This is a genomic window from Thermoleophilum album, from assembly GCF_028867705.1.
Classification (GTDB): Bacteria; Actinomycetota; Thermoleophilia; order Solirubrobacterales; family Thermoleophilaceae; genus Thermoleophilum.
In genome coordinates this window covers 1,733,080-1,755,196 of record NZ_CP066171.1, presented here as the reverse complement: position 1 = coordinate 1,755,196, position 22,117 = coordinate 1,733,080, and the positions used below count along the sequence as shown (strand labels likewise).

Here is a 22,117-nt window from a genome sequence, read left to right as displayed (position 1 = left end):
GCCTGCACCGCGGCGGCTGGTAGATTCGTCCCGAGGGCGATGTTCGCGGGCACGCCGGCAACCGCAGCTGGATGCGTTGGCTCGCGCACCGGGCGGGCGGAAAAAGCTGCGCGCCGCGATCTCGAACGCCAGATCGCGCGGCTCGAGGCGCGCTACCAGTCGCTCGTCGCGACCGCCTTCCCCCGCTTCGATGTGGTCGCTGCGGGCTCGCCCGAGTCTTCGCCGTCGGCGCCGATGCCGCGGCTTCCCGATCTCGCGACGCTCGAGCGCTGTCGCGACGAACTGGTCGCGCGCGTAGAGCGGCTCGAGCGCGCGCTCGCTTGCGCACACCGCCGCGAACGAGAGATGCGGAAACTGCGCGACGAGATGTTGCGCGACCCGCGTGCCCACGCTGGCGCGGTAGTTACGAACCGCGACTGCGGCGAGCGCGGCTGCACCACGTACCGCTCCGAGCCGCGGCTCGGGCTGCTCGGTCTCGTTTTCGGCTGGTGGCGCGTCAAGGTTTCTTCGGGGTGCCCGTTATCCGGTCGGGCGCACTAGCGGTGCGAGTCGGCGGCGGTGGGTAGACGGTCGCGACGACGTCGCGCGGAGGTCGCGAGCGGTGGAGCGACCGGCGGTGCGCGTAGCGCACGGTCGTCCGTCCCCGCCCGAGGTGGCGAGCGGTCGGCGCCGACGCCGCCGGCCGAGCGCCCGGCGCCACCGTGGGCGCCGTTCCCGCTGTCGGAGCTGCTCGTGCTCGGCGGCACGGTGATGATCGTGTGGGGTCTCTTCGATTGGGAGGGGGGCGGACAGACCCGCGTTGGTGTCGGGCTCGCCGTGGCCGCTCTCGGTGGTCTCGAAGTAGCGGTGCGCGAGCATGTTGCTGGTTACCGCTCGCATACCACGCTGCTCGCCGCGATCAGCGGGCTGCTCTGTTCCAGCGTCGTCGCCGCTACCGGTATCGCCACCCGCTTGTGGCAGCTCGCCCTGGTGTTCGCGCTGGCGATGGCAGGTTCGTTCGTCCCGCTGCAGCGCCTGTTCGTACGGCGCTCGGGTGGGCTGTGGTTTCGATAACGAGAACGGGCCCGACAGCGTGCTGTCGGGCCCGCACACTCGTCGCTGTGGCTCGAGCAGCGCCGCCTGCGGGCGACGTTCGCTCCGCTCAGCTGCAGACGCCGCGGCTCGCCGCTGGCCGGCCAGCTGCCGAGAACGGGCCGACCTGCGCCCCGGCTGCTCGCGAGCGCAGCTGGCGCCCTCTGCCCGCTGTGCCTTGCAGCCCCAGCATCGCCGCGAGCACCAGGCGCTGCCGCTGCGTGAGGCTGCCGACCGGACGGCGCTCCGACACACCGACCTCGGCGAGCAGCCGGCGGCAGCGCGTCTCGCCCCAGTGCCGCTGGCACATCAAGAGGTCCGCGATCGCCATCGTCTCTACGTAGGGCGGGCACTCCACGATCACCTCGGCGACCGACAGCTCGCCGGCCGCGATGGCGCGCTTCATCCTTGCCCGCGCGCTCCGCACCCTGTTCGCGTGCTGGAGCGCTCGTAGTGGCTGATCGCGATCCGCGACGCTCGCGGAACCTCTGTCCATGCGCCCTCCCCGCGTTTCCCTTCGTTGTCTTGACTTTTTCGACCCGCCGTTTTTCGGCACACGAAAGGGGGCACGCGCCGAACGCGTGTGTGCACGCTGCTCTTCCCGAGGAGCGAAAGTGCGCTTAGCGTGTGCCCCAGCCGGGCGAGAGGTTCTGCCCGGCCGGTCCCTCGCGGCCGAAGCCAAATAAACCGACTGGCACCGCCGACGTCAACGGGTAGGTGCACGGCTCGCCCGCAAACAGCGGGCTTTTCTGTCGACGGCGCCCCGCGCTCGCGAGCGGTCGGCCAGGGGGCGGTGGCGGTAGGCTCGGCTTCGCCGTGCGAGCAACCAAGATCGTCGCAACGATCGGTCCGGCGAGCAGCGACGAGCGCGTGCTCGAACGGATGATCCGCGCGGGCATGGACATCGCGCGGATCAACTTCGCTCACGGCGAACCGGAAGACCACGAGCGGATGGCGCGGGCGGTTCGCGCTGCAGCAGCGCGCGTCGGCCGCGAGGTCGCTCTGCTCGGTGATCTACCTGGGCCCAAGCTGCGCGTCGGGCCGGTCGCGGGCGGCGTCGCCGAGCTGCCGCGCGGCGGGACCGTTGTGCTCACGCCGCACCAGGTGCTCGGAACGAGCGAGCGCCTGTCGGTCGACTGGCCGGGTCTCGCCGAGGTGCTCGAGCCGGGTGATGTCTGCTACCTGGCCGACGGCACGGTGCGTTTGCGCGTCCGCGACGTGCGCGACGGCGACGTCGTTGCGCACGTCGAGGTGGGGGGACCGGTGGCGTCGCGCCAGGGGCTCAACCTGCCGAACGTGACGACCGCGCTGCCGGCGCTGTCCGACGACGATCTGCGCCTGCTCGCCCACGCCGTCGAGCTCGGTTTCGACGCGCTCGCTGTGTCGTTCGTCCGCCGCCGCGAAGACGTAGAACAGGTGCGGCGCGAGCTCGGCGAACGCGGCTCGGACATCCCGCTGATCGCCAAGATCGAGAAACCGCAGGCGGCTCGCAACGCCGAAGAGATCATCGAGGCCGCCGACGCGATCATGATCGCCCGCGGCGACCTCGGCATCGAGCTTCCGATCGAAGAGGTGCCGTTGGTGCAGAAGCGCCTGCTCGCGCTCGCCGGCAAGAAGGCTAAGCCGTCGATCACCGCAACGCAGATGCTGGAGTCGATGGTGCACTCGACGCGCCCGACCCGTGCCGAGGTCGCCGACGTCGCCAACGCGATCTTCGACGGCACCGACGCCGTGATGCTGTCGGAGGAGACCGCGGTCGGCATGCACCCTGTGGAGGCGGTCGCGATGATGGCCGCGATCGCCGAGGCGACCGAGCCCGAGCTTCCCTACGGGCGCTGGCTCACCGAGCGCGGGCCGCGCGCGGCCGACCAGTACCACGCGATCGCGTTCGGCGCTGTCGGCGCCGCCTACCAGCTCGGCTTGCGCGCCATCGTCACCCCCACCCAGACGGGCGCGACGGCACGCCTGATCTCCGCCTACCGGCCGCAGGTGCCGGTGCTGGCGCTGGCGCCGCGGATCGAGGTGGTGCGGCGCTGCAACTTCCTTTGGGGCGTGCACCCCCGCCTGCACGACGAGCCGCGCGAGACGATCGACCTCATCGAGTCTTCGGCGCGCGCGGCGCTCGAGGCAGGTTTCGCCCGTGCCGGCGAGCTCGTCGGCATCACGGCCGGCCTACCGCCTGGGACCGCCGGCGGTACGAACCTCTTCAAGATCCACCGGCTGTGAGAGCGCTCGGGGCCGGGTCGTCCTCGGTGCGGTCCCGGACCCGTTCGAACGCCTCGAGAGCACGATCGAGGTGTTCGCGGGTGTGCGTCGCCATCACGCTCGTGCGCAACAGCGCATGTCCGCGCGGCACCGCCGGAAACAGGGCTACGTTGACATACACGCCCGCGTCGTAGAGCGCCTTCCAAAGCAGCGCTGCCCGCCAGTCGTCGCCGACGATCACCGGCACGATCGGCGTTACGAGGGTGCTGCCGTCGGGGAGCACGGTCGGCTCGTTGACGCGGTAACCGAGCTCGGCGAGGCCGCGGTGCAGGTAGCGGGCGTTGTCGAGCACCCGCTCCATGAGCTCGCGTCCCTCGGCCGAGCGGATGATGCGCAGCGCACCGAGGGCGGCACCGATCGCTGCCGGCACCGCGGCAGCGGTGAACATGAAGGCGCGCGACTGGATGCGCAAGAACTCAATCACGTCGGCCGGGCCGGCAACGAACCCGCCGCAGGAAGCGAGCGACTTCGAGAACGTTCCCATCCGCAGGTCGACCTTGTCTTCGACGCCGTACGCCTCGCAGGCGCCGGCGCCACGCTCACCAAGAACGCCGACGCCGTGCGCCTCGTCGACCATCAGCCGCGCCCCGTGACGGCGCGCGGCAGCGGCGATGCGATCGAGGGGGGCGAGGTCGCCCTCCATCGAGAAGACGCCGTCGACGACGACCAGCACGCCGCCACCGTCGTCGGCGGCGCGTTCCAGTGCCTGTTCGAGCTTGTCGACGCGGTTGTGGCGGAAGGGCCGCAGCTTGGCGCGAGACATCGCGCAGGCGTCGAGGATCGACGCGTGGTCGCCCGAGTCGCAGACGATCGTGTCGCCGGGCTGGCAAAGCGTGGCGATCGTCCCGACGTTGGCGAGGTAGCCGGCGGTGAACACCAGCGCGTCGTCGCACCCCATCCACTCGGCGAGCTCCCGCTCGAGCTCGAGGTGGAGGGGAAGCGTGCCGTTCAAAAAGCGCGAGCCCGTCAAACCGGTGCCATAGCGGTCGAGCGCCTCGCGCGCAGCGCGCTTGACGCGCTCGTCGCCCGTGAGGCCCAGATAGTTGTTGGAGCCGAGCATGATCCGCTCGCGCCCCTCCATCGCCACGACCGGGCCGGCTTCGCCCTCGAGGCGGCGGAAAAAGGGCACGAGATCGTGTTCGCGCGCCGCTCGCAGCTGCGCGAGCCGCTCATGCCGGCGGGCTTTGTCGAAAAGATCGATCGCGGCTGGCATAGAGTGCGGCGCCGTGTCCGTCGAAGTCCGCCCCGTTCGAGGCGTTCGCGAGCTACGCGAGTTCGTCGCGTTGCCGTATCGGCTGCATGCTAACGAGGCGCGCTGGGTTCCCCCGCTGCGGCTCGAGCGCTACCTGCACCTTGGTCGGCGCACCAACCCCTTCTTCCGCCACGGCGAGGCTGAGTACTTCCTGGCGCGGCGCGGCGGTCGCGTGGTGGGGCGCATCAGCGCCCACATCGATCACCGCTTCTCGGAGTTTCACGGCAACCGTTGGGGACTCTTCGGCTTTTTCGAGTGCGTCGACGACAAGAGCGTGGCGAGCGCCCTCGTCGACGCCGCCGAAGGGTGGCTGCGCGCCCGCGGTCGCGACCGCATCGTCGGGCCGATGGATTTCACCCTCAACGACGAGGGCGGCATCCTGGTCGAGGGTTTCGACCTCGATCCGCTCGTCCGCCAGCCCTGGCACCCGCCCTTCTACCGGCGGCTTTTCGAAGAGCTCGGTTTCGAGAAGGCGATGGACCTGCTCAGCTGGGAGTTGCGGATCGAGGAGCGCGACAAGGTGCGCCCGCTGATCTGGCGGCTCGCCGACCGGCTCGAAGAGCGCCACGGGGTGCGCATCCGTCCGATGTCGCGACGCTCGTTGTGGCGCGACCTGCAGGCGTTCGGCGAGATCTACAACGAGGCGTGGCGGCGCAACTGGGGGTTCGTGCCCTACGACGAGCACGACCTGCGCCAGCTCTGGTTCGACCTCCAGCTGACGTTCGACCGCGAGTGGTTCATGCTCGCCGAAAGCCGTGACGGCGAGCCCGTCGGGGTGGCGATCACTATCCCCGACATCAACCGCGTGTTGGCACGCATGCGCGGGCGGCTCTTGCCGTTCGGGTTCGTCCACTACCTCCGTCGGCGCAGCTTGTGCGATCAGGTGCGAATCGGCTTTCTTGGCGTTAAGCCAGCGTGGCAGCACACCGGTGTCGCCGCCGGGCTGTATGCGGCTCACTACCGTGCTTCGGAGCGCACCGGGATCGGCCGCGGCGAGGCGAGCTGGATCCTCGAGACCAACAGCTCGATGAACCGGGCCTTAGAGGCCCTCGGCGCGCGGGTCGTTAAACGCTGGCGCGTCTACGAGCGTCCGCTCGGCTGACTGTGCCTCAAGCCACGCGGCGAGGGGGTGGGTGGCTGAGCGCGGGGGTCTCCGCAGCCGGGGCGCCGACCGCGCGCCGGTGCCTAGCGTAGGCAGGCACCCGCCGCGCGCGAGCGCCGCAACGGGTAGCGCTGCGCGGGCGCGATCGGTGGCCGCCTGCGTGTTCGGGGGTGGGCGCGCGCGTCAGCCCCCGTTACTAGACTGGCCGCGTGCCCGAACTAGGCGACGGCGCGCCGCAGGCAACCCCGGTCGACGGCCAGGTGTCGCGCGCCGTATCCGCGCGTGACGAAGGGCGGGAGCTCCCCGTGCTCGCCGTGGCACGGCCGATCGAACCGGTTCGCGAGCGTCTGCCGCTGCCGGTCGCGGCGGCAGCTGCTGCCGGCGGTTTCGCGCTCGGCGTCGGCGCTTTTCTGCTTGTGCGCTCGCTGCGGCTCCCGCTGCGGCTGCTGCGGTCGTTGCGGCGCGGTCGTCGGCGGCGGCGCAAGGTCGAGATCGCGGCGAGCCGCTCTGTGCTCGTCGACATCCACTTTCTGCGTGAGCGCTGACGGCGACCGCTCGGTCTTCGCCCTGCGCCCGCGCCGGAGGCGCGTCACGGCCGTCGGGTCGGGCGATGTTCTCGTCGCGGTACCCGACGGCTGGCGGATGCCGCCGATCTTCGGCGTCGGTACATGGCGGCGAAGGGGAAGCGGAGCCGTGCGCGCAGTGGCAGTGGGGTGCGGCACCGTTGTGGTCGAGGCGCGGCCTGGCCGCAGCGGCGTGCGTTTGCGAGCCGTCGGTGGCAGCGGCGACGAGCGGGCGCGGGCGCTCGAGGACGCGAGCTTCGCGCTGGGACTTGATATCGACCTTGCTGCTGTGGCACGCGAGCTCGCCCAGCACTCGCTGTTGCGGCCGCTGGTGCGCCGGGCGCCGTGGCTCGCAGTGCCGCGGCGTACGGCGCGACCGTTCGAGGCTTTCCAGCTCGCCGTCTGCGAGCAGCTGATCGACTCGCAACGGGCGGCCGCTATCGCGCGGGCGCTCGTGCGTCGTTTCGGAACGCCGGGACCGCTGGCAACCGGACTGCGCGACGCGCCGCCGGCTGCGCGCCTCGCCGCTGCCGCTCCGGCCGAGATCGCTGCATGCGGTCTCGCACCGGCTCGCGCACAGACGCTGCGGCAGGGAGCGGCGGTGGTGGTGCGCGCCGAGGCGGGCGCGGACAGCGGTTCGGCCGCACGCGCCCGCTGGCACGAACAGGGACAAGTAGGGGTGCTCGCGCGCCTCGCCGCGATCCCGGGGGTCGGCCCTTGGACGCTGGCCAAAACCCGGCTCGAAGGGCTCGGCGACGCCGACGCTCTGCCCGCCGCCGACCTCGCGTACCTGAAACTCGTCGGAGCTCTCGGCGGACTTGGCAGGCGGGCGAGCGAAGAGGAGGTGCGCGAGTTCTTCGCTCCGTTCGCGCCGCTGCGCGGATTCGCCGCGACGCTGCTCGCCCGTGCGGCATGGGCCGGTCTGCTGCGTCCACCGGTGCCGGCCGGCGCCCTCCCGTTGTGCCAGGCTGGCTAAGGTCGGGGCGTGAGCGAACAGCCAGCCCGACGCCAGGAGCGGATCGAGAAAAGCGAAGAGGAGTGGCGCCGCGAGCTGCCGCCGGAGCGCTACTGGATCCTCCGCCAGGCCGGCACCGAACCGCCGTTCAGCGGCGCTCTCTTGCACAACAAAGAGCGCGGTCTTTACCTCTGCGGCGCGTGCCGGGCGCCGCTTTTCAGCTCCGAAACCAAGTTCGACTCGGGCACCGGCTGGCCGAGCTTTTTCGCGCCGATCACACCCGACGCGATCGAGTACCGCGAGGACCGAAGCCACGGCATGGTGCGCATCGAGGTGCGCTGCGCCCGCTGCGCCTCGCACCTCGGCCACGTCTTCCCCGACGGGCCGCCCCCGACCGGGCAGCGCTACTGCATCAACTCGCTGGCGCTCGAGTTCGAGGGCGGGTCGGGAACGTCCGCGTAGCTCGCGCGGCTACGGCTGGATTCCCCCGCCCGGCAACAGCTCGTTGGTGTAGGCGGCGGTCGGGTCGGGGGCGCGGCGCAGGATGCCGCGCTCGTGCAGCCAGCCGCCGAAATCGCGCCACTCGGCGGGATCTTGCCAGCCCCACGGGCGGCCGCGGGGCGGGGCGAATGCCGGCAGCGTCGCTTTCACCGCTGCCGTCTGCAGGCGGCGGTCGAGGTCGCGGTTTGCCCGCACCAGCGCCCGCACCGCGAAGTCAGGTTCGCGGCGCGTGAGCCGCTCGCCGCGCGCCACGGCAGCGAGGAAGGCGCGCAGTTTCGCCCGATCGCGCGCGAGCGCGTCGGCGTTGGCGACGAACACGAGCTCGTCGTAGCTCGGGACACCCGCTCGATCAACGGGCAGAACCTGCGGGTCGCGCCGCGCCAGACGCAGCTGCACGCCCTCGTAATTCCAAAACGCGCCGATCACGGCGTCGACCTTGCCCGTAAGCAGCGCCGGTGCGAGCCCGAAACCGACGTTGCGCACGCGCACCTGCGCCGGGTCTACGCCCGCCGCTGCGACGATCGCCTCGAGGTAGGCGCGCTGATAGTCGATGCCCGCATAGCCGACGCGCTTGCCGGCGAGATCGCGCGGCCCGCGGATCCGCGCCCGCGGCAGCCAGACGAGCGAAGTGAGCGGACGCTGCACGAGCGCGGCCACCGAACGCACGCGCAGCCCGCGGTCGACGGCGCGGAACACCTCTGGCTCGTACGACACCGCCAGGTCGACGCGACCCGCGGCGACCCTGCGGATCGGCGCCGACGGGTCGGACGGGGCGCGCAGAACCACGCGCAGGCCGGCCTGGCGGAAATATCCCGCCGCCTCGGCCGCGTAGATCGGGGCATGGTCGGCGTTCGGGAACCAGTCGAGCATCACCGTCACGGTCCGCTCGCCGGCCGGCGTAACGCGCTCGCGCTTCTCGCCACACGCGCTCGTCGCGAGGGCGACCACCGCCAGCGCTGCCGCCACGGTCGCCGCGCGCAACCGGGTCGCGCGGCCAAGCGATCGCAGCCGCGAGTCGAAGCGTGCACAAGACTGCAGGCGACCCCTCGCCTTCAAGCTCACCTAGCCACCTCCCGTCGCCACGGACAGAAGACACGCTCCGCCGCCGCCACGGCGCCGAAGAGGGCCACCGCCATCGCTGCTAGCACCACCACGCCTGCGTACACGCGTGCGGTTTCTAGCTGATTGTTGGCGAGAAGCACGAGCCGACCGAGCCCGCGGTCGGCGCCAGCCCACTCGCCGAACACCGCGCCGATCACCGCCACCGACGCCGCTACGCGCAAACCGCTGAAAAAGTAGGGGAGGGCGGAAGGAAGCTCGACCCGCCACAGAGCGAGCCAACGGTCGGCGCCCAGTGTTCGCACCAGCTTGACGAGATCCGGGTCGACGGCGCGCAAACCGTCGGCGACGTTGACCGCGATCGGGAAAAAACAGATCAGCGCGACGATCGCGAGCTTCGGCCCGATCCCGTAGTCGAAGGCAAGGACGAAGATCGGTGCTAGCACCACCAGCGGGATCGCCTGCGAAGCGACAAGCAGCGGATAGGCGGCGTCGCGCAGCGGGCGCCACAGGTGCATCGCCACAGCGCCGCTCACTCCCACGAGCACGGCGAGCGCCAGACCGAGCACAACCTCCTGGAGCGTGATCACTGCTTCGCTCGCAAGCAGGTCGCGGTCGCGCACCAGCGCGTCCCACGTCTCGCCGGGCGAAGCCAGCGTCAGGTCGTCGACCCCCGGTAGCGAAGCGACGAACTGCCAGAGCGCGAGCGCGCAGCCGAGCAGGGCGACGACCGCTGCCAGACGGCCCAGCCGCGCACGCGTGAACAGTGGCGATCGCACTCCCACCGCCCGCAAGCTTGCCGCTCAGCGTTCGCTTGCGTCGGCCAGCAGCTCGAGTGCCTGTGCGTACACGGCACGCAAGCGCTCTTCGCTGAAAAGATCGCGTCGCCGTGGCGGGCGCGGGCCGAGCTCGAAAACACGCAGCACCCGCGCCGGACGTGGCGAGAGCAGGGCTACGCGGTCGGCTAGGAAGAGCGCCTCCTCGACATCGTGCGTCACCAGCACGACAGTGCGACGCTCGCGCGCCAGCACACCGCGCAGCCACTCCTGCAAGCGCACGCGCGTCAGCGCGTCGAGCGCCGCGAACGGCTCGTCCAACAGCAACACCGGTTTTCCGGCGAGCAGCGTGCGCACGAAAGCGACACGCTGGCGCATCCCGCCCGACAGCTGGTGCGGCCACGCGCGCTCGAAGCCGGCGAGGCCGAGAGCGCCGAAGAGGGGCGCGGCCCGACGCTGCGCCTCGCGCCTCGCGACACCGCGGCACTCGAGCGCGAGAGCGGCGTTGCCGAGCGCGTCCCGCCACGGCAACAGCGAATCGCGCTGCGGCATGTACACGCAGAGCTCGCGGCGCTCGCGGGCGCTGCGCGCCCCCAGCACCGAGATCTCCCCGCGCTGCGGCTCCGCGAGACCCGCGACGAGCTCGAGCAACGTCGACTTGCCGCAACCCGACGGACCGACGAGCGCGAGCGCGCCGCCGCCCTCGACCTCGAGCGACACGCCGTCGAGCACAGCGAGATGGTCGCGCCCGCGGCCGAAACCGTGGCTTACGTTTGCGACCGTGACCGTACCGGCCGGCGCGCGCTCGCCCGGATCGGCGTCCCGCGAAGCGGTGCGAAACGCGGCGGTGGGCTTGCTCACCGTCGGCGGCGGGCCGCTTGCGTCACGCTGCCCGGCTGCGCGACCGCGCGCACGAACGTCTCCAGCTGGCGCGTCGTCCAGCACTCGAAGACACCATCGCAGTAGGGCTCGTACACACCCATCACCGAGTCACCGTAGTTCCAGTACAGCTTCGGCTCGGGGTTGATCCAGAACGTGCGGCCGGCAGCCGCCGCGATCTTCGCGAACGCGTGCTCGTGCGGATCGCGACCGTTGGTGCGGGCGTCGCCGAGCACGATCACGGTCGAGCGCGGATCGAGGTCGTCGACGACGGTGTCGCGGAACTCGAGCCACACGCGACCGTAGTCCGTGTAGCCGGACACGTCGGCCACGCCAGCGTCGCTCGCGATCTTTCGCGACACCTCGGCGAACGAGCGCTCGCTCGCGAACACGTCCGTCACCTCCGAGATCCGCTCGATGAACACGAACGACCGCAACTTCCGGAACTGGTCGTGGAGAGCGTGCAGGACCGAAAGGAAAAAGACGCTCGCCGAGGTGACGCTGGTAGACACGTCGCAGAGCACGTAGAGGCTCGGGCGCCGCGGCCGGCGTGGCCGCGTGCGCACCGTCATCGGCACGCCGCCGGTCTCGAGCGAAGCGCGCAGTGTGCGGCGCAGATCGACCACCGCCGAGCGCCGCCGCCCACGCAACGACCGTCCTTCCGTCGCCAGCCGGCGCTTGAGCTGTCCGACCACACGGTGGACCTGGCCCAGGTCCTGGGCCGGCGTGCTCGGCAGCGCACGGTCGAAATCGCGCAGCGGCCGTTTCGGCGGCAGCTGGCCCGTGCGCTCGATCGCCTGCTTTTCGAGCTCGCGGCGCACCAGCTGTTCGAAACGGCGCAAGCGATCGTGGCTGACGTGCACCTCCCCGCCCTGGTCGCCGCGCTCGCTGCGCAAGCCGAGCGTGCGGCGGATCCGCTGCACGTCCACACCGACCACCCCCGAGCCCTCGCCGAGCCGTCCGAACGCAGCCGCCGCCAGGCGCGCCAGGTCGCGCAGCTCGGCGTCGCTGCCGTCGGCGAGCGCCGCCTGCACGTGCTCGCGCAGCGTGTCGATGTCGAGGTCGAGCGCTTCGGCGCTGGCCGCAGCCAGCGACTGTTCGCGCACGCCCTGCTCGACCGCCGCGCGCTCGACAGCGCGGAAGAAGAAGCGATCGAACACCTGGTCGAAAACGTGGCGGTCGCCGCGCGACTTGGCGAGCGTGGCGGCGAGCGCCTCGCGGAAAACGACGCGGTCGCGCCAGCTGACGGCGTCGAGAGCGGCGATCGCATCGAGCATCTCCGACGTTCCGACCGCAAGGCCCTCGCTGCGCAGCTCGTCGCAGAACTCGGCGATGCGTGCCGCCATCCCCTCGCCACCGGGTGCCGGTGAGCGCCGCCCGAACGGGCCTGTTGCGGGCGGCGCCTGGCCGCTCACGGTCCGCCCGCCCCGGCTCGCCGCGGGGCGAGCTCGGGGAGCTTGAGCCCGATCCGTTCCGCGACGACGTCGAGGTCGGCGCGGTGCTTGAGGATGATCGACAGCGTGCGCTCGAGCAGCGCGCGATCGATATCGGCTGCGCCGAGCAGGACGAGGGCGCGCGCCCAGTCGATCGACTCGGCGATCGACGGCGGTTTCTTCAGATCCAGCTGGCGCACCATGTGGACGATCTCGACGAGCTTGCGCGCAATCCGCTCGTCGAGGTCGGGTTCGTGCAGGCGCACGATCTCGAGTTCACGCTCGACGCTCGGATAGTCGAGCCAGAGGTACAGGCAGCGCCGCTTGAGCGCCTCGGTCAGCTCGCGCGAGTCGTTGGACGTCAAGACGACCAACGGCTGGGTGCGCGCCGAGACGACGCCGAGCTCGGGGATCGAGACCTGGAAGTCCGAGAGGATCTCGAGCAGCATCGCCTCGAACTCCTGGTCGGTCTTGTCGATCTCGTCGATCAACAGCACCGCCGCGTCTTCGCTGCGGATCGCTGCCAGAAGCGGCCGCGCGAGCAGGAACTCCTCGCCGAAGATGTCGTCGCGCACCTGCTCCCAACCGGCCTCGCGCGCCTCGGTTTGAATGCGCAGAAGCTGCTTGCGGTAGTTCCACTCGTACAGCGCCTTCGCCTCGTCGAGCCCCTCGTAGCACTGCAAGCGGATCAACCTTCGGTCGGTTGCCCGTGCGAGCGCCTTGGCGAGCTCGGTCTTGCCGACGCCGGCCGGGCCCTCGACCAGCACCGGCTTGCCGAGCCGCGCAGCGAGAAAGGCGACGAGCGCGGTGGCGTCGTCGGCCAGATAGCCGACCTGCTCCAGGCGGACGCGCGCGTCGTCCGCGGAGCTGAACCCGTCGCGCATCGCGGCAAGGATACTTGCGTGGTGCTGCCAGCGGCCGTTCTTTTCGCGCGCGCCTCCCGGGTCGTCCCGCTCGCCAAGCTGCCCGAGCAAAGCGGCGGGTTTGCTGTCGACCCGAGCTTTTTCGTCGCGACCTTCGCCGTGGGGTTCGCGATCGCTGTCGCCGGCCACCTCTTCCAGCTGCGCGCGCTCGTCGCGGCAGGTGTCGCGCTCGTGCTGCTCGCAACCGTGTTCCTGCCGCTCGCGCTGCACCTCGTGCGCTGATACCGGGGCGCGTATGGAGGTTCGCCACCGCCCGTCCACGGGCCGAGCTACTTGCGCCGCGCCGCCACGACGACGCCGTCGCCGATCGGCACCACGACCCCCTGCCAGGCGGGCGAGTCGACGAGCGTGCGCGTAAGCTCGCGCAGCGCACGGCGCTGCTCGGGATCCCAGCCACTCTCGCGCTCGTCGGGCCAGGCCACGGAACCGTCGGCGAGCGCGTTGTCGGCGACGACCAGCGCGTCTTCGGCGAGAAGGGGCGTGGCGAGCTCGAGGTAGCGGCCGTACTCGACCTTGGTGGCGTCGAGGAACAGCAGGTCGAAGGAGCCGGCGAGCTGCCCGAGGACCTCTAGCGCGTCGCCGCTCACGATCTCGACCTTGTCGCCCGCGCCGCTGCGATCGAGAAACGCCCGCGCCTGGTGTGCCCGCTGCGGGTCGCGTTCGATCGTGACGATCCGCCCCGAGCGCAGCGCCCGCGCCATGTGGACGGTCGAGTACCCGATCGCGGTGCCGACCTCGAGCACGCGCGGGTCGCGGAAGCGGCAGAGCAACGCCAGCAGCGCGCCCGTCGGCCGGTGCACGATCGGGATGCGTTCACGACGCGCAAGCTCCTCCATCTCGACCAAGAGCGGATCGATCGGCGGCGCGACGGTCTCGAGATATCGCGCGACGGCTGGGTCGAGGATCGCCACGACCACGACCCTACTCGCCGCTTGTCGGGAGCGTCGGCGTAAGCTGCGCGCTCATGTCGCAGCCGATCGAAGCGCCGCCAGGTCTCGAAGGTGTCGTCGCCTTCGCTACCGAGATCGCGGAGCCAGATATCGCCGGCTCGGCGCTGCGCTACCGCGGTGTGGACATCGAAGAGCTGGTCGGCGTCGTGCCCTACGAGAAGGTGTGGGGTCTCCTCGTCGACGACCGCTACGAGCCCGGCCTGCCACCGGCCGAGCCCCATCCGCTCGCGGTCCGAAGCGGTGATCCGCGCGTCGACCTGCAGGCAGCGCTAGCGATGCTCGGCCCCGAGTGGGGGTTGCGACCGCTGCTCGACGTCGACCTCGCCACCGCCCGCGAGCAGCTGGCACGCGTGTCGGTGATGGCGCTCTCGTTCGTGTCGCGCAGTCGGCGCGCGGCCAGGGGCAACCACCGGTGCCGCAAGCCGAGGTCGACCGCGGCCGCACGATCGCGGAACGCTTCCTGATCCGCTGGCGCGGAGAGGCCGATCCACGCCACGTCCGGGCAATCGACGCCTACTGGATCGCGGCGGCCGAGCACGGCATGAACGCCTCGACGTTCACCGCTCGCGTCGTCGCTTCGACCGGTGCCGACGTCGCCGCTGCGCTGTCGGCAGCCGTGGGTGCGCTGTCGGGTCCCCTCCACGGCGGTGCGCCCTCGCGCGTGCTGCAGATGCTCGACGACGTCGCGCGCGAAGGCGACGCGCAGCGCTACGTACGGCGAGTACTCGACCGCGGCGAGCGTCTGATGGGGTTCGGCCACCGCGTCTACCGCGCCGAGGATCCGCGCGCCCGCGTCCTGCGGCGTACCGCCCGCGAGCTCGGCTCGCCCCGTGTCGAGGTGGCGGAGGCGCTCGAGCGGGCGGCGCTCGACGAGCTCGCTGCGCGCAAGCCCGACCGTGTGCTGGCCACCAACGTCGAGTTCTGGTCGGCGGTGGTGCTCGATCTCGCCGGGGTGCCGCCAGCGCTTTTTACGCCGATGTTCGCCTGCGCGCGGGTCGCCGGCTGGTCGGCCCACATCCTCGAGCAGAAACGGAGCGGACGACTGATCCGCCCCACAGCCCGCTACGTCGGCCCCGAGCGGCGCCCGGCGGCGGCGGTCCCCGGTTGGGACCCCGATCGCTGGCGACAGCTGCGCGACAGCTGACGCGCGCTCGCCGCGGCAGCTAGCGGGCGCTCTGTGCCGGGCGCTAGACGCGGCGCAAGGACACGTCGCGCACGAGCTCGGCGAGCGCCTGTGTCGCGAGCACGAGCTCGCGCAGCTCGACCCGCTCGGTCGGCGTGTGGGCCAGTGCGAGGTCGCCCGGGCCGAACACCACCACCTCGCGACAGCCGCCGGCGACGAGGTTGTGCCCGTCCGTCCAGCTCGGCATACCGGTGCGGCGGGGCTCGACACCGGCGCGCGCGAGCGCCTGCTCGAGAGCGCGCGCGAGCTCGCACCCCTCGCACGACCACGGGTCGGAACGGTCGAGCACCTCGACACGCCCGCCGCGGCGAGCCGCTGCCAGGCGCAGCTCGGCCTCGGCGCGCTCGCCGGAACAGCCGGGCACGAGCCGAACTTCTACCCGCACCCGCGCCCGGTCGGGAATCGTGTAGAGCGACCGCCACCCGCCCGTGATCTCGAGGCAACTTGCACGTGCGCGCCCGAGGAGCGGGTGCTGGGCTGCGGCGAGCGGCAGCTTGGCGAGGTCGGCGACGAAGCGCGCCGCCCGCTCGGCCGCGTTGTCGCCCGCCTCGGGCAGCGAACCGTGCGCCGCGAGACCGGTGAACTCGACCTCCGCCTCCAACGCGCCGGCGCTCGCGGCAGCGACGGCGAGCCCGGTGGGCTCGATCACGACGGCGCGCTCGAGGCGCAGCGACTGCGCCACCGCCGCCGATCCGCTTCCTCCCTCCTCTTCGTCGCAGGTGAGCACGACGGCTGTGGCGGGGGTCGCGCCCTGGCCGTGATCGCCCGCTCGGCGGTCGCCCTCGGCGCGCCCGCCATGGTCGCCCGCCGACAGTGCCAGCGCCGCCAGCGCGCACACGACACCGCCCTTGTCGTCGAGCGTGCCGAGCCCCGCGACCCAACCGCCGCCGGCGTACGGGCGCGCCGGCCAGCGGTCGTCGGCGAGCGGCGGACCGACGCGCTCCGGCGGCGGCGCCACGGTGTCGAGGTGGGCGCAGAGCACGAGGTCGAACGTGTCGCCCCTCGCCCCTGGCGGTGTGACGACCACCGCCGCGAGCGTGCCGTCGCCGGCACGCAGCGGTCTCGCTTCGAGCCCCAGCGTGCGCGCCAGCGCCGAGGCGCGCTCGGCGACCGCGCCCTCTGTCCCCGACGGCGACGGCAGCCTCGCCAGCGCCAGCGTTTCGTCGCGCAGCCAGGCGGCGAGCGCGGGCTCGGCGCTGCTCTCGAGCGGGCGCGGTGGGCGCGGCGGCTGCTCGGTCACGCCAGGATTCAACCAACGTGGGCAGCGAGCGCGAGCACACCGGCAGGGGTTTCGCGCGCGCGCCGTCCGGCGTGACCGTCGCGACCCTCGACCGTGGCGCCCTGCGCGCCCGCACGCGCGAACTCGTCGACGTCTACCTTGACGCCTACCGCGGGCTCGAGCGCTACGCGTACAGCGGTCGCCGGCGCGTGGCGCTGTACGTGCGCTGGTTGTGGCGGGGCGATCCAGGGGGTTTCCTCGTCGCGTTCGCCGGCGACCGCGCGGTCGGGTTCGCCGGCTGTCACCGCAGCTGGGAAAGCGGCGAGCACGGGATCGAGGCCGAGCTTCACGAGCTAGTCGTGGTGCGCGACCTACATGGGCAGGGCGTGGGGTCGCTGCTCCTGCGCGCTGTCGTCGCTTCCGCGCGGGCGCGCGGGGCGCGAGCGCTCGGGCTGGCGGTGGCTTCCGGTAACGCGCGCGCGCAGCGCTTCTACGAGCGCCACGGCTTTCGCGCCGAGGGGACGAGAGGCGACTGGCTGCGCATGCGCCTCGGCCTTGGTGACGAGCGGAGCTAGCGGTGGAACGCGCTGCCGCGCGACCGCTCACGCACGCCTACAGCCACCAACAGCAGCGCGCACGCCAGCGCCAGCACGCTCTGGCCGAGCGGACGGCTGAAAAGGCGCACGAGGATCAAAAACGCGAGCCAGCCGCCGGCGACAGCGACGATCGTGCCGTCGCCACCGGGGAGGTGGAAGGCTTTGCCGTTGGCGCGCGCCCATAGAAGCACCAGCAAGGCGACCGCCACAACCGCCTGGGCGAGCTCGACGAGCGAGAACGGCCCAAAAGTGCTGGCGATCAGGAGCGCGGCGAGCACCGCGACGACACGCTGTTCGTTGCGCCAGCGTCGCCAGGTGAGGCGGGCGTTGCGCGCGATCGTCGCGGCGGCCGCCCGCACTCGTGACGAGCCGGTGGTGTCGGGATCTCGCGTCACTGTTGCACGCGACATTCTCGCGGGAGCGCGCGCTCGCAGTTCGGCGGTGGCGCAGCGCCTGCGCGCGCGGCTAGCATCGGCAGCGTGGCGAGCGAGGAGCGCACGCAGCCGGGCGAGGAGGGGGGCGGCAAGGAACTACTGATCGGTCCCGACGACGTCGCCTATCGCCTCGAGCTCACGCCCGCGCAGCTCAAGGTCACTTGGACGGCGCTCAAGACGCTGATGGACGATCTCGGTCACGACGAGCACGACGTGCTCGAGATCGTGCGCCAGGTGCTCGCCAAGCTGCCCGACGAGCACGCGATCCGCGCTATCCGCTTGCCCTAGCGCCGCGGCGGGCGGTGCCGCGAGCGGCGGGCCGCCAGCATCGCGACGCTACTCGAGCGGGATTTCCTCTACCTCGGGCTGGCGCCGTCGCCCATCGAGACGCTCGAGGTACCAGTCGATCAGATCGCGCAGCGCGAGGAGGAACTCGCGCAGAGCGTCAGTGGCGCGGGTCCGCAGGTCGGCGGGCAGCGCCCGTCGCAGCGCTTCGACCACGTACACGAGCAGCGCCAGGTCGAAGAGCGGGGTGTGCGGTGGGCGGCGTCGGTCGCGGTCGCCGGTGCCGGCACTGCCGTCGTGGCGGTGGTCGCGCAGATGCGCGAAATCGTCACCACCGCGCGAGAAGCCGGCGTGGCCGTTGTCGCGCTCGCCGGCGGCTCTGTCGCGCGAAGCGCTCACCGTGCCTGGGCTAGCGCCGTTTCGCGGCGCCGGAACCTGATCTCGAGCTGGCCTTGGTCGAAGCGCGCGCCGGCCGGCGCCCAACCGGCGAGCGAGTCCGGCAACACCACGGTGCGCTTGTGCGGGCCCACCCGCACCACCAGCTCGAGCCCGACCTTCCGTACCTTGATGTCGCCGCGCGCGGCGAGCGGCAAGGGCAGCCGCAGCACCGGTTCGTCGCCGTCGTCGCTGAGCTCGGGCCGCGCGCCATCGTGAAGCACCGCGTGCGCCTCGGTGCCGTCGAAGAGCGCGTCGGCGAGGCGGTCGATCATCCGCGTGCCCACCACCTCGCGCGGGAAGTGGGGTGCCTCGAGTACCGGTAGCGGCGCGAACGCCTCGCGCACGAGGTCGAGCTGCTCGCTCTGCAGGGCGCGCCACGGTGCGAAGTAGTCGCCCCCGGCCTCGGGCGGGAGGACACGGTTGGCAACGACGGCGTCGACAGGAAACCCGTAGAGATTGAGGTAGGTGTAGGTCCGCATCGCTTCGCGCACGACGATCCGCTCGGGGTTGAGAACGAGCCGCACACTGGTCGTCGAGCGGTCGCGCAGGATCCCCGCCAGCTCGCCGAGGCCGCGCACGAGGCGCTCGACCTCCTCGAACACAGGGTCGTCGGGAAGCGGAACGTCGAGCAGGGTGCGCGCCAGCGGGCGCGCGGCGGCGACGAGTTTGCGTTCGAGCGGCAAGACCTTCTCGAGCCACCATCCGGCGGCGTCGGGAAACGAGAGCAGCCGCAACGTTTCGCCGGTCGGTGCGCAGTCGACGATCAGGCAGTCGAACTCGCCGCTCTCGTAGTGCTCTTTGATCGCGAGCAGGGCGAAGAGCTCGTCCATCCCGGGCGGGACGGTCAGCTCCTCGGCGGCTATGCGGTCGAGCCCGCGGTCGGCGAGCAAATTGACGAGCCAGCGCTGGACCGCTTCCCAGTGCTGTTCGATCTCCTCCTGGGCCTCCACCTGTCGCGCGTAGAGGCGGCGGCCGCAGGGGGTGGGACGGTTGGCGACGTCGCGCTCGAGGGCGTCGGCGAGGTTGTGCGCGGGATCGGTCGAGATCACGAGCGTGCGCAAGCCCGAGCGCGCGCAACGCCGCGCGGTGGCGAGCGCCACGCTCGTCTTGCCAACCCCGCCTTTGCCGGTATAGATGATCGTGCGTGGCGGCATCCGGGTCCGGATGCTATGGCGCCGCGCGCGAGCCGTCGAGAGAGGGACTGTCGCCGCGCTCGTCGTCGCCCGCGAGCACCTGAACGGTGACGGGATCGGCACGGCCGCGCAGACCGCGACCGGTGCGCAGCTCCTTGGCCGCCAGCTCGATCCGGTACTCCCCCGGCCGTGTCGGGCGCCACGCGAACGCGCGGGTTCCGCGCGCGAAGGTGGCGAGCCGCCGCCGCACGGTGCGACCGTCGCGTACGACGCGGAGCTCGACGACCGAGAGTTTCGACAAGCGGAAGCGGATCCGCAGCGGTCGCCCGCTGCGGGCGGTGGCGGCCACGAGCGGCTCGATCCGCGGCGGCTCGGTCTGGTAGGCGCGGTAGCGCTCGGCGTAGTCGCAGAACACCGCACCCAGACGGCGCGTGCACGCTGCCGCGAGAAGCTCGCGCAGAAGCTCGTGGTAGGACGGCGTCGAGGCGCGACCGCGCCACGAGTACAGCGACCAGTCGCCGAGATCGCTCGCCGGTATCTCGGCGGCGAGCTCACCGCGCGCCTCCTCGAAGCGTGCGCGCGCCGTCTTGTCGGCGGTGAGCTGAGCGAAATCGTGGAGCCCGATTACCGCTTGCGTGAAGGCGTTGAAGATGAAAAGGCGCGGCGCGAACGAGTACTGCAGGTAGTGCACGCCGCCGCGCGGACCGGTCGTTCTCACACCCAGCGGCGGTCGCGCCGCAAACGCCCCCAAAAGCGAGCGCGCGAAGCGGACGAGGTCGTCGCGCCCGGTGAGTTGCGCCGTGCGCGCGTACGCCTGAAGCGCCGTGGCGGTTGCCATCGCGCTGATCCACGGGGGGCGACCGCCGCCGAACGCGAACATGTACTCGAACGCCCAGAAGCGGGGCGAGCGCCTGACCGCCACCGTGCGTGCCTCGTCCAGCAGAGCCAGAAGCCGCTTCTGCTCGCACGGCGTCGCAGCGGGACGAACGCACGCTGCGTGCATCGCGTTCGCACGCTTGAAGGTGCCGAGGGGGTGGAAACGGACGCCCTGGCCAGGGAAGTAGGCGAAGAGGAGCTCGCTTCCTGCGAGCTCGATCCAGGCGCGCGCGGCCGGGATGCGTGCGCTGCGCCAGAAGCGTTCGTTGAGGCGCAGCTCGAGGAAGGTGATAGCGAGCCGCGATGGGATCAGCCGACCGCGAAGCGCGAGCGCCTCGACCGAGCGCAGCACCGCGGCGAGCTCGCGGCCGCGCACGCCGCGCGCGCCCAGCCTGCGCGCCGTGCTGCGGGCGCGAGCGAGGATGTCGCGGTAGGAGCGGTAGGTGGCGCTATCGATGTGGCCCCGCTCGCGGGCGCGCGCGAGCGCCGAGAGCACCGCGCGCACACCAGCGTGAGTGCGCGAGCGCCGGTGCCGCTTCGCCGCTTTTTTCGCAGCCGCTCGCGCTCGGCGACCGCTGGGGGTCGCCGTCGCCGCGACCGCGCGGGCGTATGGCTCGGGTGCTCCCGGTGGCGGCAGGGAGGGGAGCGTCCGGGGTGCCTGAGCGACCCCTGTCGGCGAGGGCGCGAAGGGATCCTCGCGCGCGAGCAGACGTCCGTCGGGTGTCGCGACGAGAACCGCGGCGCGCGCCGACGCCGCGGACGGAACCGCGGCAGCGAGCGCGGCCACTGCCGCTGCGGCCCACGACGCAGCGCGGAGACGCCACCTGGCGGCGTTTTTCACACCGCGCTGCTCGCACCGCTCGGGGCCGGGCGCAAGGCCGCTGGTCACGTCATCATCGAACAGTGCCGTCGACAGAGGGTTGCGCACCGACGCCCACGTTCCAGCTCGGCGGCGCTCCGCGCAGCGTCCGTCGAGCTCAGCGGCGCTCGACGCTCGGCGGCACCACGGGGCGCGCGCATCACTGCGTTGCGCGCGCTGCGCGGGGCTCGCTACGCTGCCCACGAAAGTGCCGCCAGCTTCGCCGACCGCAAACGACCCGAGCCGCTCGCAGGGCAGCCAAGCTCCTGCTGCGAAGCGGTTCCCGCGTCTGGCGATCGCGCCGCTTGCGCTGATACTGCTCGCGATCGTCGCGCTGGTAGCTGGAGGCTGTGGCGGCGACGACCGCGCCGACGCCGAGAAACTCCTCGACACCGCTTTCTCGAAGCGCATCCCGAGCGCCGATCTCGCGATCGACGCCACGCTCAACTTCGACGGCAGTGCGCTCGGCGGGCGGCCGATCCGCATCCAGGCGACGGGTCCGTACGTCGACAACCGGAACGGTCTGCCCAAGGTCGACCTCACCATGCGCGTCGGTTCGCCCGGCGGCCAGATGGTCGAGAGCGGCTACCTCTCGACCGGGGACCGCGCTTTCGTGAAGTTCCAGGATGTCTTCTACGAGCTGTCGCGGGCGGAAGTGCAAAAGCAGATCCAAGATCTGCGCCGCAACCGCGCGCGCCGCTCCGGCTCGCTGCGCGCGCTCGGTCTCGACCCGCGACGTTGGCTGGCGGACGCCGAGTTCGAGGACGACGTCGAGGTTGGTGGCGTCGATACCCGCCACGTTCGCGGTCGCTTGAGCGTCCGCAACCTTTTGCGCGACCTTGATCGGTTGCTCGCGCGCAACCGGGAGGCGCTTTCGTCGACCGGGGGATCGCTGCCCACGCGCCTCACCCCCGACACAATCAGGACGGTCGAGAGCGTCGTCCGCACACCGCCCACGTTCGACGTTTACGTGGGCAAGGAGGATGGCTTGTTGCGGCGGCTGGCGGCGCGGATCGAGCTAGACCTCACCAAGCTCGGCGGCGCGGTCGGACAATCGCTGGGGCGCGGCACCGTGACCTTCTCGATCCAGTTCACGAAGATCGGTGAGCGCAAGCGCATCGCGGCACCTGCGTCGGCACGTCCGATCGGCGAGCTGCGCCAGCTGCTGCGGGGGAGCGCCAGCTCGCTGCTGGGTGGGGTCGGTACGCAGCAAGGCTCGGCGAGCGCCTCCGGCAGCTCCGCAACGACGACCACACCGCCATCCGCCGAGCAGTTCCGCCGCTACGGCGAGTGTCTCGACCGCGCTCGCGCCGGCGACATCCGCGAGCTCCAGCGCTGCGCCAACATCTTGCGAAACTAGAGCGG

At 71.7% G+C, this 22,117-nt stretch carries 24 protein-coding genes and 1 pseudogene; 12 read left to right on the top strand and 13 right to left on the bottom strand.

The window, feature by feature from the left end; genetic code table 11:
- Positions 1–39 precede the first annotated feature (39 nt).
- Together JDY09_RS08150 and JDY09_RS08145 are read left to right on the top strand one after the other, a co-directional pair.
- Complete coding sequence (locus JDY09_RS08150; RefSeq protein ID WP_274716438.1) at positions 40–540, top strand: hypothetical protein; 501 nt, start codon at positions 40–42, stop codon at positions 538–540.
- Between the two features lie 18 nt (positions 541–558).
- Positions 559–1,053 (top strand): hypothetical protein, encoded by a 495-nt coding sequence (locus tag JDY09_RS08145; protein ID WP_274716437.1) that lies wholly within the window; start codon positions 559–561, stop codon positions 1,051–1,053.
- Positions 1,054–1,141: 88 nt separating this feature from the next.
- Here the strand turns inward: JDY09_RS08145 and JDY09_RS08140 are convergent, their stop codons facing one another.
- Positions 1,142–1,477, bottom strand: coding sequence for a hypothetical protein (locus JDY09_RS08140; protein WP_274716436.1), 336 nt, complete (start codon positions 1,475–1,477; stop codon positions 1,142–1,144).
- 410 nt (positions 1,478–1,887) lie between these two features.
- Between JDY09_RS08140 and pyk the strand changes: the two genes are divergently transcribed.
- Positions 1,888–3,297 carry a pyruvate kinase gene (pyk, locus tag JDY09_RS08135; protein ID WP_274716435.1) on the top strand — a complete coding sequence of 470 codons (1,410 nt, stop codon included), beginning with the start codon at positions 1,888–1,890 and terminating at the stop codon, positions 3,295–3,297.
- Here pyk and JDY09_RS08130 read toward each other — a convergent pair.
- Positions 3,278–4,549, bottom strand: a complete 1,272-nt coding sequence (locus JDY09_RS08130) for an aminotransferase class I/II-fold pyridoxal phosphate-dependent enzyme (protein WP_274716434.1) — start codon at positions 4,547–4,549, stop codon at positions 3,278–3,280. The genes pyk and JDY09_RS08130 overlap by 20 nt on opposite strands.
- A 13-nt stretch (positions 4,550–4,562) precedes the next feature.
- On the opposite strand from JDY09_RS08130, the gene JDY09_RS08125 reads away from it, so the two are divergent.
- The 4 genes from JDY09_RS08125 (at position 4,563) to msrB (ending at position 7,670) form a co-directional block, all read left to right on the top strand.
- Entirely contained in the window at positions 4,563–5,690 is a 1,128-nt protein-coding gene (locus JDY09_RS08125; protein ID WP_274716433.1) for a GNAT family N-acetyltransferase, read from the top strand.
- 209 nt (positions 5,691–5,899) lie between these two features.
- A complete protein-coding gene (locus JDY09_RS08120; protein WP_274716432.1) occupies positions 5,900–6,235 on the top strand; it encodes a hypothetical protein in 336 nt (111 codons plus the stop codon).
- Entirely contained in the window at positions 6,225–7,229 is a 1,005-nt protein-coding gene (locus tag JDY09_RS08115; RefSeq protein WP_274716431.1) for a hypothetical protein, read from the top strand. Before JDY09_RS08120 ends, JDY09_RS08115 begins: the two co-directional genes overlap by 11 nt.
- 9 nt (positions 7,230–7,238) lie before the next feature.
- Positions 7,239–7,670, top strand: a complete 432-nt coding sequence (gene msrB, locus JDY09_RS08110; RefSeq protein WP_274716430.1) for a peptide-methionine (R)-S-oxide reductase MsrB — start codon at positions 7,239–7,241, stop codon at positions 7,668–7,670.
- A 9-nt stretch (positions 7,671–7,679) separates the two neighbouring features.
- Here msrB and JDY09_RS08105 read toward each other — a convergent pair whose 3' ends face one another.
- The 5 genes from JDY09_RS08105 to JDY09_RS08085 are packed head-to-tail and all read right to left on the bottom strand — an operon-like array spanning position 7,680 to position 12,740.
- Positions 7,680–8,771, bottom strand: coding sequence for an ABC transporter substrate-binding protein (locus JDY09_RS08105; RefSeq protein WP_274716429.1), 1,092 nt, complete (start codon positions 8,769–8,771; stop codon positions 7,680–7,682).
- Positions 8,768–9,553: an ABC transporter permease gene (locus JDY09_RS08100; protein ID WP_274716428.1), complete on the bottom strand. Its 786-nt coding sequence runs from the start codon at positions 9,551–9,553 to the stop codon at positions 8,768–8,770. The genes JDY09_RS08105 and JDY09_RS08100 overlap by 4 nt, the downstream gene beginning before the upstream one ends.
- 18 nt (positions 9,554–9,571) lie before the next feature.
- Positions 9,572–10,405, bottom strand: coding sequence for an ABC transporter ATP-binding protein (locus JDY09_RS08095; protein WP_274716427.1), 834 nt, complete (start codon positions 10,403–10,405; stop codon positions 9,572–9,574).
- Positions 10,402–11,838, bottom strand: coding sequence for a VWA domain-containing protein (locus JDY09_RS08090; RefSeq protein ID WP_274716426.1), 1,437 nt, complete (start codon positions 11,836–11,838; stop codon positions 10,402–10,404). The genes JDY09_RS08095 and JDY09_RS08090 overlap by 4 nt, the downstream gene beginning before the upstream one ends.
- The gene (locus JDY09_RS08085) at positions 11,835–12,740 is read right to left on the bottom strand and encodes an AAA family ATPase (RefSeq protein ID WP_274716425.1); all 906 of its coding nucleotides are present in this window, start codon (positions 12,738–12,740) and stop codon (positions 11,835–11,837) included. Before JDY09_RS08085 ends, JDY09_RS08090 begins: the two co-directional genes overlap by 4 nt.
- An 18-nt stretch (positions 12,741–12,758) precedes the next feature.
- Between JDY09_RS08085 and JDY09_RS08080 the strand changes: the two genes are divergently transcribed.
- A complete protein-coding gene (locus tag JDY09_RS08080) occupies positions 12,759–13,001 on the top strand; it encodes a hypothetical protein (RefSeq protein ID WP_274716424.1) in 243 nt (80 codons plus the stop codon).
- A gap of 47 nt (positions 13,002–13,048) precedes the next feature.
- Here the strand turns inward: JDY09_RS08080 and JDY09_RS08075 are convergent, their stop codons facing one another.
- A complete protein-coding gene (locus tag JDY09_RS08075; RefSeq protein WP_274716423.1) occupies positions 13,049–13,690 on the bottom strand; it encodes an O-methyltransferase in 642 nt (213 codons plus the stop codon).
- Between the two features lie 53 nt (positions 13,691–13,743).
- Between JDY09_RS08075 and JDY09_RS10010 the strand changes: the two are divergent.
- A pseudogene (locus JDY09_RS10010) lies at positions 13,744–14,873 on the top strand (citrate synthase 2).
- Positions 14,874–14,916: 43 nt separating this feature from the next.
- Here the strand turns inward: JDY09_RS10010 and JDY09_RS08060 are convergent.
- On the bottom strand, positions 14,917–16,152 hold the full coding sequence (locus tag JDY09_RS08060) for a M20/M25/M40 family metallo-hydrolase (RefSeq protein WP_274716420.1): 1,236 nt from the start codon (positions 16,150–16,152) through the stop codon (positions 14,917–14,919).
- 17 nt (positions 16,153–16,169) lie between these two features.
- Here JDY09_RS08060 and JDY09_RS08055 point away from each other — a divergent pair, with 17 nt between their 5' ends.
- Positions 16,170–16,706 carry a GNAT family N-acetyltransferase gene (locus JDY09_RS08055; RefSeq protein WP_274716419.1) on the top strand — a complete coding sequence of 179 codons (537 nt, stop codon included), beginning with the start codon at positions 16,170–16,172 and terminating at the stop codon, positions 16,704–16,706.
- Here JDY09_RS08055 and JDY09_RS08050 read toward each other — a convergent pair.
- A complete protein-coding gene (locus JDY09_RS08050) occupies positions 16,703–17,122 on the bottom strand; it encodes a hypothetical protein (RefSeq protein ID WP_274716418.1) in 420 nt (139 codons plus the stop codon). The genes JDY09_RS08055 and JDY09_RS08050 overlap by 4 nt on opposite strands.
- 84 nt (positions 17,123–17,206) lie before the next feature.
- Here JDY09_RS08050 and JDY09_RS08045 point away from each other — a divergent pair, with 84 nt between their 5' ends.
- Positions 17,207–17,449 (top strand): hypothetical protein, encoded by a 243-nt coding sequence (locus tag JDY09_RS08045; protein ID WP_274716417.1) that lies wholly within the window; start codon positions 17,207–17,209, stop codon positions 17,447–17,449.
- A 48-nt stretch (positions 17,450–17,497) separates the two neighbouring features.
- On the opposite strand, the gene JDY09_RS08040 is transcribed toward JDY09_RS08045, so the two are convergent.
- The 3 genes from JDY09_RS08040 to JDY09_RS08030 are packed head-to-tail and all read right to left on the bottom strand — an operon-like array spanning position 17,498 to position 20,821.
- Positions 17,498–17,845, bottom strand: a complete 348-nt coding sequence (locus JDY09_RS08040) for a hypothetical protein (RefSeq protein WP_274716416.1) — start codon at positions 17,843–17,845, stop codon at positions 17,498–17,500.
- The gene (locus JDY09_RS08035) at positions 17,842–19,038 is read right to left on the bottom strand and encodes an ArsA family ATPase (protein ID WP_274716415.1); all 1,197 of its coding nucleotides are present in this window, start codon (positions 19,036–19,038) and stop codon (positions 17,842–17,844) included. Before JDY09_RS08035 ends, JDY09_RS08040 begins: the two co-directional genes overlap by 4 nt.
- A gap of 13 nt (positions 19,039–19,051) precedes the next feature.
- Positions 19,052–20,821 carry a D-glucuronyl C5-epimerase family protein gene (locus JDY09_RS08030; RefSeq protein ID WP_274716414.1) on the bottom strand — a complete coding sequence of 590 codons (1,770 nt, stop codon included), beginning with the start codon at positions 20,819–20,821 and terminating at the stop codon, positions 19,052–19,054.
- Between the two features lie 139 nt (positions 20,822–20,960).
- Between JDY09_RS08030 and JDY09_RS08025 the strand changes: the two genes are divergently transcribed.
- The gene (locus JDY09_RS08025; protein WP_274716413.1) at positions 20,961–22,112 is read left to right on the top strand and encodes a hypothetical protein; all 1,152 of its coding nucleotides are present in this window, start codon (positions 20,961–20,963) and stop codon (positions 22,110–22,112) included.
- Positions 22,113–22,117 lie beyond the last annotated feature (5 nt).